Source organism: Waltera acetigignens (genome assembly GCF_025567015.1).
Classification (GTDB): Bacteria; Bacillota; Clostridia; order Lachnospirales; family Lachnospiraceae; genus Acetatifactor; species Acetatifactor acetigignens.
On sequence record NZ_JAOQJO010000001.1, the window covers coordinates 24,799 to 26,329 of the forward strand.

Consider the following 1,531-nt stretch of genomic DNA (forward strand, 5'->3'; position numbering starts at 1 on the left):
TGATGGCAGCCATATCACTTTTGGCGGCATGAACCCAGCCATTACCCTGCGGGAACACCAGAAAAGCGCCATCGCCCATGTGCTGTATGGCGGTAATACCCTGCTGGCACATGAAGTAGGCGCGGGCAAAACCTTTGAGATGGTGGCCGCTGCTATGGAAGCCAAACGCCTGGGCTTGTGCCAGAAATCTCTTTTTGTGGTTCCAAACCACCTGACCGAGCAGTGGGCGTCGGAGTTTTTGCGCCTCTATCCTTCCGCCAACATCTTAGTCACAACCAAAAAGGACTTTGAGACCCATAACCGCAAAAAGTTCTGCGCCCGTATTGCGACCGGTGAGTACGACGCCATCATCATGGGACACAGCCAGTTTGAGCGTATCCCCATCAGCCGGGAGCGTCAGGAACGGCTTCTCTATGAGCAGATCGACGAGATCACCGAGGGGATCGCAGAGGTGCAGGCCAGCGGCGGCGAGCGTTTCACGGTCAAGCAGCTGGAGCGTACCAGAAAGTCTCTGGAAGCCAGACTGGAAAAGCTGCAAGCCGAGGGACGAAAAGACGATGTGGTAACCTTCGAGCAGCTGGGTGTAGACCGATTGTTCGTGGACGAGGCCCACAACTATAAAAACCTGTTTCTATACACAAAAATGAGGAATGTGGCAGGCTTATCCACATCGGACGCGCAGAAATCCTCCGATATGTTTGCCAAGTGCCGCTATATGGATGAGATCACGGGAAACCGTGGCGTGATCTTTGCCACCGGCACACCGGTCAGCAACTCCATGACCGAGCTTTACACCATGCAGCGTTACCTTCAGTATGAACGCCTGCAAGAACTGAACATGACCCACTTCGACTGCTGGGCTTCCCGATTTGGGGAGACCGTCACAGCATTGGAGCTGGCACCGGAAGGCACCGGCTACCGGGCAAGGACGAGATTCAGCAAGTTCTTTAATCTGCCGGAGCTGATGAACCTGTTCAAAGAAGTGGCCGACATTAAGACTGCCGACCAGCTGAATCTGCCTACCCCGGAAGTGGAATACCACAACATCGTGGCGCAGCCTACCGAACATCAGCAGGAAATGGTCAAGGCCCTTTCGGAGCGCGCATCGCTGGTACACAGCGGAACCGTTGACCCGTCCCAGGACAATATGCTCAAGATTACCTCGGATGGCCGCAAGCTGGGGCTGGACCAGAGGATCGTCAACCAGATGCTACCGGACGAACCCGGCACAAAGGTCAATCAGTGCGTGGACAACATCATGCAGATCTGGCGGGATGGTGAAGTTGACAAGCTGACCCAGCTGGTATTCTGCGACATTTCTACACCGCAGACAAAAGCTCCTGCAAGCAAGGCGGCGAAAACGCTGGATAATCCACTGCTTCACGCACTGGAAGGCGCTGTACCCCTGCCGGAGCAGGAACCGGCCTTTACGGTATATGACGATATTCGTCAGAAGCTCATTGCTCAGGGGATGCCTGCCGACCAGATCGCTTTTATCCATGAAGCCAACACCGAAGTGCGGAAAAAGGAG

At 54.9% G+C, this 1,531-nt stretch carries 1 protein-coding gene; it reads left to right on the plus strand.

Going from position 1 to position 1,531, the window contains the following annotated elements; genetic code table 11:
* Positions 1–1,531: SNF2-related protein (locus OCV96_RS00120; protein ID WP_262593206.1), on the plus strand; the 1,531-nt coding region annotated here is incomplete at both ends.